Genomic DNA, 1501 nt, shown 5'->3' with positions numbered 1-1501 from the left:
GGTATCTACGCTGGATTTGATTGGTTTATACGAATTGTTAAGCTCAATCTGTTATGGCTATTCTCATGCATAGCTGGAGTTTTTATATTTAGTATGTTTCCGGCTACAAGAGCAGCTTTTGTAGTAACAAATGAATGGACAAAAGGAAATACAGATATATCTGTTTGGGGGACGTTTAAAACATCCTTTAAAAAAAATTATTGGAAGTCACAATCAATGGGCTATTTGCTAGGGTTAATCTTTTATATCCTTATTATAGATCTTAGATTATTTCTTTCTTTTGAAAGTAATATAATTTGGAGTTCTTTAATAGTTACCTTTTCTATTTTCTTAGTCTTTTTATTAGTAATCAGTTTTTATATCTTCCCAATGATACTAGAATCCGAATTAAGTATGAAAGATACGCTTAAGACAGCATTCTTTACAGGGTTTTCTTATCCACACTGGACTTTCATTAACCTTTTAGGTGTATTGACGGTAACTTTTATAACTATTATCTATCCAATTTCGTTACTATTTTTGTCAGGTGGAGTAATCTTTTTATGGATAACCTGCATGAACAAAATTGTAAAGGCTAAGATTGAAACAAAATATGAAAAGTTACATGGAATTACGGAATAAATCTGTGTGGTGAACGGTGTGACGGTATTGAACAAAAATAATAATCTTATAGATTAGTACAAACAGTGGTGATTAGATGAGAAAGTCGGACTTCTTTAGTAAGGTTAAAGGTAAATTGATTGTTTCGTGTCAGGCTCTAGAGGATGAACCCTTACATGGCTCAAACATAATGGCTAAGATGGCAGTAGCAGCAGAACAAGGTGGTGCCTCTGGAATAAGGGCAAATGGAAGTGACGATATTAAGGCAATAGAGCAAGTGACAAGCTTACCGATAATTGGTCTTGTAAAGCGAGACTACGAGGATAGTGAGGTTTATATCACACCTACTAGAAAGGAAGTAGATGAGCTACTAGATACAGGTGTGGTTATGATTGCACTAGATGCAACATCTAGAAGGCGTCCCAACGAAGAAAACCTTCCTGACCTGATTACGTATATTAAACAACATGGCAGATTAGTGCTAGCAGATATCTCTACCGTCGAGGAGGGCTTGAAGGCTTTAGAATATGGTGCAGATTGTGTCTCAACTACCCTGTCAGGGTACACATCATATACTAGAAGTAGTAACAGCGGTCCCGATATAGAATTGGTAGAGGAGCTTTCTAGGTTAACGAGTCAACCAGTAATAGCAGAGGGTAGGGTGAATAACCCTGAAGAAGTAAGTATCCTTTTAGAAAAAGGGGCACACACAGTAGTTGTTGGATCAGCCATTACAAGACCACAGCATATTACGGAAAAGTTCGTTCAAGCACTGAACATTAAAAATGCATAAATGCACGTAGTCTTTGAAAAGGTGAAGCTAAGTACCGGCATAGACAATAATTAATGCGGACGCACAGTCTTTCGGATATAAAGTTCCCGAAGAGGTATGTTTTTAGCT

2 protein-coding genes are annotated in these 1501 nt (G+C 36.6%); both read left to right on the top strand.

Features of this window, described 5'->3' with window-relative positions:
• A partial coding sequence (locus tag AC06OU_RS05865; protein ID WP_475854583.1) for a YesL family protein occupies positions 1–621 on the top strand: 621 nt, incomplete at its 5' end.
• A gap of 76 nt (positions 622–697) precedes the next feature.
• A complete protein-coding gene (locus AC06OU_RS05860) occupies positions 698–1393 on the top strand; it encodes an N-acetylmannosamine-6-phosphate 2-epimerase (RefSeq protein ID WP_475854582.1) in 696 nt (231 codons plus the stop codon).
• Positions 1394–1501: the final 108 nt, after the last annotated feature.

The sequence above is a fragment of the Psychrobacillus sp. genome (assembly GCF_056205495.1).
This window is presented reverse-complemented; position numbering and strand designations above follow the sequence as displayed.

Excerpts from the sequence above, each read along its gene's own strand:
- AC06OU_RS05860 (WP_475854582.1), top strand. The coding sequence starts at position 698 with ATGAGAAAGTCGGACTTCTTTAGTAAGGTTAAAGGTAAATTGATTGTT.